The sequence below is a fragment of the Pusillimonas minor genome, from assembly GCF_014237865.1.
GTDB lineage: Bacteria > Pseudomonadota > Gammaproteobacteria > Burkholderiales > Burkholderiaceae_B > Neopusillimonas > Neopusillimonas minor.
The window spans coordinates 269504-276025 of record NZ_JACJUU010000004.1; the positions used below are offsets into that span (position 1 = coordinate 269504).

Annotated in this window: 7 protein-coding genes and 1 pseudogene; 7 read left to right on the forward strand and 1 reads right to left on the reverse strand. The window is 51.9% G+C overall.

The features are described from left to right. Positions 1-6 precede the first annotated feature (6 nt). The 7 genes from rfbB to GTU67_RS08000 all read left to right on the forward strand — a co-directional run bounded on the left by rfbB (position 7) and on the right by GTU67_RS08000 (position 6127). Positions 7-1071, forward strand: coding sequence for a dTDP-glucose 4,6-dehydratase (rfbB, locus tag GTU67_RS07970; RefSeq protein ID WP_185779555.1), 1065 nt, complete (start codon positions 7-9; stop codon positions 1069-1071). After that, positions 1071-1961 carry a dTDP-4-dehydrorhamnose reductase gene (gene rfbD, locus GTU67_RS07975; protein WP_185779556.1) on the forward strand — a complete coding sequence of 297 codons (891 nt, stop codon included), beginning with the start codon at positions 1071-1073 and terminating at the stop codon, positions 1959-1961. Before rfbB ends, rfbD begins: the two co-directional genes overlap by 1 nt. 9 nt (positions 1962-1970) lie before the next feature. After that, positions 1971-2843 (forward strand): glucose-1-phosphate thymidylyltransferase RfbA, encoded by an 873-nt coding sequence (gene rfbA / locus GTU67_RS07980; RefSeq protein WP_185779557.1) that lies wholly within the window; start codon positions 1971-1973, stop codon positions 2841-2843. 10 nt (positions 2844-2853) lie between these two features. Further along, a complete protein-coding gene (gene rfbC, locus GTU67_RS07985) occupies positions 2854-3405 on the forward strand; it encodes a dTDP-4-dehydrorhamnose 3,5-epimerase (protein WP_185779558.1) in 552 nt (183 codons plus the stop codon). Between the two features lie 65 nt (positions 3406-3470). Beyond that, on the forward strand, positions 3471-4607 hold the full coding sequence (locus GTU67_RS07990) for an NAD-dependent epimerase/dehydratase family protein (RefSeq protein WP_185779559.1): 1137 nt from the start codon (positions 3471-3473) through the stop codon (positions 4605-4607). Positions 4608-4639: 32 nt separating this feature from the next. Beyond that, on the forward strand, positions 4640-5635 hold the full coding sequence (locus GTU67_RS07995; protein WP_185779560.1) for a WaaS/CpsH family glycosyltransferase: 996 nt from the start codon (positions 4640-4642) through the stop codon (positions 5633-5635). Positions 5636-5737: 102 nt separating this feature from the next. Further along, complete coding sequence (locus GTU67_RS08000) at positions 5738-6127, forward strand: VanZ family protein (RefSeq protein WP_185779561.1); 390 nt, start codon at positions 5738-5740, stop codon at positions 6125-6127. On the opposite strand, the pseudogene GTU67_RS08005 reads toward GTU67_RS08000, so the two are convergent. Beyond that, a pseudogene (locus GTU67_RS08005) lies at positions 6124-6399 on the reverse strand (sugar transferase); the annotation flags it as partial. The gene GTU67_RS08000 and the pseudogene GTU67_RS08005 sit on opposite strands and share 4 nt — an antisense overlap. Between the last annotated feature and the right edge of the window lie 123 nt (positions 6400-6522).

The following is a 6522-nucleotide window of genomic DNA, read 5'->3' on the forward strand; positions in this document are numbered from 1 at the left end:
AAAGACATGGCGATACTCATTACAGGTGGTGCCGGCTTTATAGGCAGTAATTTTGTTCTTGATTGGCTGGCAGGTTGCAACGAGCCCGTCGTTAACCTCGACAAACTCAGTTACGCAGGCAATCTCGACAACCTTTCCGGGCTGCAAGGTGATGCCCGCCATATTTTTGCGCAGGGCGATATTGGCGACAGTGTTTTGGTGGCTGGGTTGTTAGCAAGGCACCGGCCGCGCGCCGTGCTTAATTTTGCGGCCGAAAGCCATGTTGACCGGTCCATACACGGCCCCGAAGACTTTATTCAAACCAATATAGTGGGTACGTTTCGGTTGCTAGAAGCCGTGCGTGCTTACTGGGCTGCGTTGCCGCTTCAAGAACAGACACAATTTCGATTTTTGCATGTTAGTACAGACGAGGTTTACGGTACGCTGGCGAAAGACGATGCCCCCTTCGCCGAAACCCACCGTGTTGAACCCAACAGCCCGTATTCGGCCAGTAAGGCCGCGTCAGACCACCTGGTGCGGGCCTGGCACCACACTTACGGCGTGCCGGTGTTAACCACCAACTGCAGCAACAATTATGGCCCCTATCATTTCCCGGAAAAACTCATTCCGTTAATGATCGTGAATGCCCTGGCCGGCAAACCCCTGCCCGTGTACGGCGACGGCCAACAGATACGCGACTGGTTATACGTAAAAGACCATTGCAGCGCTATTAGGTGCGTGTTGGCGGGTGGTAAGGCAGGAGAAACCTACAACATTGGCGGCTGGAACGAAAAGCCTAACATTGAAATTGTTCAAACCGTTTGCGCTTTGCTAGACGAATTGCGCCCGCGTGCCGATGGCCAAAGCTACACCAGCCAAATAACCTTTGTGCAAGACCGCCCTGGTCACGACAGGCGCTATGCCATAGACGCGCGCAAGATAGAGCGCGAATTAGGTTGGCGCCCGGCAGAAACGTTTGAAACCGGCATACGCAAAACCGTGCAGTGGTACTTAAATAACCCCCAATGGGTGCAGCGTGTGCAAAGCGGCAGCTACCGTAACTGGGTGGCTAAACAGTACGGGGTGGCTTAATGCTAAAGCTGTTACTTACTGGCGCAAACGGGCAGGTTGGGTTCGAGCTGCGACGGTCTTTGGCCGTGCTGGGCGATGTGCTTGCCGTAGACCAGGCCCAATGCGACCTGTCAAACCCGGCAGCAATCCGCCAGCTGGTTCAAAACTACAGGCCCAATGTCATTGTTAACCCCGCAGCCTATACGGCAGTCGACCAGGCCGAGTCCAACCCTTTGGTTGCGTCGGCAGTTAACGCCGATGCCGTACAAGTGTTAGGGGAAGAGGCTCAAAAAATTGGCGCCCTGGTCGTACATTATTCAACCGATTATGTGTTCGATGGCCGCAAAGACGGGGCCTATACCGAGTTAGACCCTACCAACCCGCAAAGCGTATACGGAGCCACCAAACTGGCGGGCGAACTGGCCCTGCAAGCCACAGGTGCAAGACACCTTATTTTGCGCACCAGCTGGGTTGTTGGAGCGCACGGCGGTAATTTTGCCAAAACCATGATTCGTTTGGCTGCACAGCGCCACCAGTTAAGTATTGTGGCCGACCAATTTGGGGTGCCGACATCGGCAGCGTTATTGGCCGACATTACCGCCCACCTGGTTCGCGAACACCAAACAAGCGGCGGGGAGGGGTTTACTTACGGTACCTACCACGCCGTAGCCGGCGGGGTGACAAATTGGCACGAGTACGCCTGTTATGTTATTGAGCGTGCCCGTGCTGCAGGCCGACCTGTTTTGGTGGCGCCCGACGCTATCTTGCCAATTACAACAGCAGACTACCCCACGCCCGCGCAACGCCCGGCTAATTCGCGGTTGGCTACGGCCAAACTGCAGCAAACCTTTGGCTTGCATTTGCCCCATTGGCGTAGCGGGGTCGACCACATTTTGGACCAAATTCTTTAAGCAATAAACATGACGACACGTAAAGGCATTATTTTGGCGGGTGGCTCTGGCACCCGTCTGTACCCGGTAACGCAGGCGGTAAGCAAGCAGTTAATGCCGGTGTACGACAAACCCATGATTTACTACCCGCTAAGCACCTTAATGCTTAGTGGCATACGCGACATACTGGTTATTAGCACCCCGCAAGACACGCCCCGGTTTAGTAACTTGTTGGGCGACGGCAGCCAATGGGGGTTAAACCTGCAGTACGCAGTGCAACCCAGCCCCGACGGCCTGGCCCAGGCTTTTATTATTGGCAAGAACTTTATCAATAACCACCCCAGTGCGCTGGTGTTGGGCGACAACATTTTTTATGGACACGATCTGGTCAAACAGCTGCATAGTGCCAATGCCCGCGCCAGTGGCGCCAGTGTGTTTGCCTACCACGTACACGACCCAGAGCGTTATGGCGTGGTCGAATTCAACAACCAGCAGCGCGCTATTAGTATTGAAGAAAAGCCCCCGGTACCTAAAAGCAATTACGCGGTAACGGGGTTGTATTTTTACGACCAACAGGTGTGCGACATTGCCGCCGGTATCCAGCCTTCGCCGCGTGGCGAGCTTGAAATTACCGATGTAAATAAACACTATCTGCAACAGGGGCAACTTAGCGTTGAAATTATGGGGCGGGGGTTTGCCTGGTTAGATACAGGCACGCATGACAGCCTTCTAGAGGCCGCAAGCTTTATTGCCACGTTGCAAAAGCGCCAGGGCCTGCAAGTGGCCTGCCCCGAAGAAATTGCATACCGAAAAGGGTGGGTTTCTGCCGAACAGTTGGCAGAACTGGCGTCCCCCTTGTCTAAAAACGGTTACGGGCAATATTTGCTTCGGTTGCTGAAGTAGGGGAAGGGTAATGCCATACACCGTAACACCAACCGCTATACCCGACGTGCTGGTTCTGGAACCTAAAGTCTTTGGCGATGCGCGCGGGTTCTTTTTTGAAAGTTTTAACGCGCGTGACTTTGCCCAATCTACTGGGCTAGATGTTGTCTTTGTGCAAGACAACCACAGCAAGTCGGCAAAGGGTGTACTACGCGGGCTGCATTACCAAATTCAGCACCCGCAAGGTAAGCTGGTACGTGTGGTGCAGGGCGAAGTCTTTGATGTGGCGGTAGACATGCGCCAGTCGTCGCCCACCTTTGGGCAATGGGTGGGCGTTGTGTTAAACCACACTAACCATAAGCAACTATGGGTACCGCCAGGTTTTGCGCACGGGTTTGTTGTGTTAAGCGACACGGCCGAGTTTTTGTACAAAACAACCGATTACTGGTTCCCCGAGCACGAGCGCAGCTTGATGTGGAATGACCCAACGCTGGCCATTGAATGGCCGATAGATTTTGAACCCCGGCTGGCAGCGAAAGATGCCGAGGGTAAAGGGCTTACCGAGGCGGAAAGGTTCGCGTAAATACGGTAGCGTTTGTTTTTGATGTTTTTGGTCCCCAAGCGGGGATAAGGGTTTAAGCAACTAGTATGAACATTTTAATCACCGGAGGGGCAGGCTTCATTGGTTCGCGGCTTGCAGCACGGCTTCACAAGCATGGGCATCGAATCACAATTCTCGATAACCTAAGTCGACAAGTTCACGGAGATAATCCGGAGTTTTCTGCCGATTTACAGAAAATTGCCGATTGTATTGAGGGTGATGTTTGCGATCGCATCCTCTTGGCTGATTTGGTAAAGCACCAAGAAGTCATCATTCATTTTGCGGCCGAGACCGGCACAGGCCAGTCGATGTATGCCATTCAACATTACGAACATGTGAATATTGCAGGTACATCTGTTCTGCTAGATATTTTGGTCAATGAGGGGTTGGGCTCAGTTCGCAAACTGGTCGTTGCATCATCGCGGGCAGTTTATGGTGAAGGCCAATATCGCTGTTCAACGCATGGGGTTGTTTATCCACAGGCACGTAAGCCAGAGTTAATGTCTGTCGGGCAGTTCGAGCCAATTTGCCCCCTATGCAATTCAATAGTTGCGGTCGAGCCAACTAGCGAGGAAGCACCGTTTGCACCAACATCTTTTTATGGCCTAACCAAACAAGTACAAGAACAAATGGTGCTTATGTTCGCGAATGCATTGAAAATCGATGGCATCGCTCTGCGCTACCAAAATGTTTATGGACCCGGGCAGAGTTTGTCAAACCCATATACGGGTTTGTTGGCCGTGTTTTCCAATCTTGTACGTAAAAATCAGGACCTCAATGTATTTGAAGACGGGAACGAAAGCCGGGATTTTGTCTATATTGACGATGTTGTAGAGGCGACGGCTTCTTGCGTTGATGAAAAAATTAAAGGTACCTGGACTTTTAACGTTGGGTCTGGTGTACGGACATCAGTTCTAGAGGTGGCTAAGGCCGTCATCAATTATTTTGGCGCTAACGCTAAGGTTAATATCTCTGGCGATTTTCGGGTAGGCGATATTCGCCATAATATGGCAGATATTTCTTCCTTGAAGGCATTAACCGGCTTTTCGCCCAGATGGTCGTTCGACGATGGGTTGCATCAGTTTTTGGATTGGGCGAGCAAACAGGATGCTGTAGATGCGGGCTTTGAAGGTTCGATGAAAGAGCTTGCTGACCGGGGTCTTTTGGGTGTCAAAAAGCCTTAGTAGAAAGATGGCAGTTAATAGGTCCAGGAAAAGTGATCAAGAGCAATAGTCTGGCGGGGCGCCGTATCTTGTTGATTGTGGCGGGTTTCTTTGGGTACGACAAAGAAATTGTAAAGCGGCTGAAGGCAAGAGGAGCCGATGTTACCGTATACGAGGACAGGCCCTCTACCACTACGACAAGTAAAATTCTTAATAGGCTTCATCCAGCACTAGTGTCGGGTGCTGCAAGCCGGTACCTTGATTATATTCTTCTGCAGTGTCGGGGTAAAACTTTTGACGATATCGTGGTCATTAAGGGCGAGTCTTTCACGCCGCCTTTGTTAAAGCGGCTTTTCGAGGCGTTTCCTGGTGCTCGTACCACGTTTTATATGTGGGATAGCTTTCGCAACAGTAAAGGGGCCCGAGCCAAGCTTTCGTTATTCGATAGGTGCTTCAGCTTTGACCCTTATGACGTCGCCGAGACGAAAGGCCTTAAATTAAGGCCTTTGTTTTTTGTCCCAAGTTATACACGGCAAGTTGAGGTACAACAAGATATTGATATGCTGTTCGTTGGGACTGTGCATACAGACCGATATGCAGTACTTAAAAGGTTTGTGTCGAAGCTGCCCAATAGCATTAATACGTGCTTTTATTTGTATTTTCCTGCCAAGATTATCTATAACGTGCGACGCATCCTGGACCCTCAGTTCTGGGGCGCAAAAAAAGAGGAATTTAACTTTACGCCGCTTAGTCATGATGAAAATGCGCGTCTCTATGCTCGAACTCGAGCCGTCATCGACATTGAGCGTGTCATCCAAAAGGGGTTGACTATGCGGACCTTTGAGGTTTTGGCATCTGGAAAGAAGCTCATTACAACCAACAAATCTATTCTGACTTCTGGGCTTTACGACCCCTCCAATGTCTGCGTAATTGATCGCCAAAGTCCAGTGCTCCCGCCAGGTTTTATGGGTTCGCCCTTCAAGCCCTTGCCCCCCGACGTGCTGTACAGATATTCATTGGATGGCTGGATTGACGATGTGTTTCTTTAACTTCAGTTGGGGGTAGCGTTAACGTGTCGGTACACTGCGGGTCTCAAAGGAGCGCTTTGGCATCAGGGCGTAGGGCGGCTGTTTTATCTCGCACAAACGTGTATGTTTGACAGAAAGCTGAGTCGATTTTTTTTTGTGCTTATGTCGTCCAAATGGCGCCGCATACCCTTTGCCCTATGCGTTCTGGCTTTGGCCTATGGTGTTTTTCGCGCGCAGCCGCCGCCAGACTTGTTCTTGCAGTCCGACAAGGTGCTGCATGTGGTGGCGTTTTTTGGCTTGGCGTTGTGTACGCGTCTGGCGTTTTGCAATGCGCGTTGGCTTGGTGTGCTGGCCGGCTTGTTGCTGGCTGCGGCAGGTACCGAATACCTTCAGCAGTGGGTGCAGCCGCTACGTATGTTTAGCGTGTACGATGCGGCCGCCAATGGGGTGGGGGTAATGCTGGGCGTAGTGGCCTGGGTGGCCTTGTTGCGTGTTTGCCGTGCGCGGGCCTAGTAAGCGCCGCTGCGGCCCAGCACCACACCCACGGTTTTAAACAAAATGGCAATGTCGTGCCATAACGACCAGTTTTTAACGTACCAGGCGTCAAAGTAAACGCGGGTGTCGTAGTCAACGTCGTTGCGCCCGCTAACTTGCCACAGGCCTGTCATGCCGGGCTTGGCCATAAGGTAGTAGTCGGCGTATTCGCCGTAGCGGGCCAGTTCGGCGTAAACAATGGGGCGTGGGCCCACCAGGCTCATGTCGCCGCGCAGTACGTTCCAAAGCTGGGTGTTCAACGTCAACTATCTTGGCCGGTCGGCGTCAATTAACTTGGCCGGTTGACGCTCATTGATGCTGGTCTTGTTGTTTACGCTTTAATGATGTTTTCCTGCGGTAACTTTCCCCCTCCA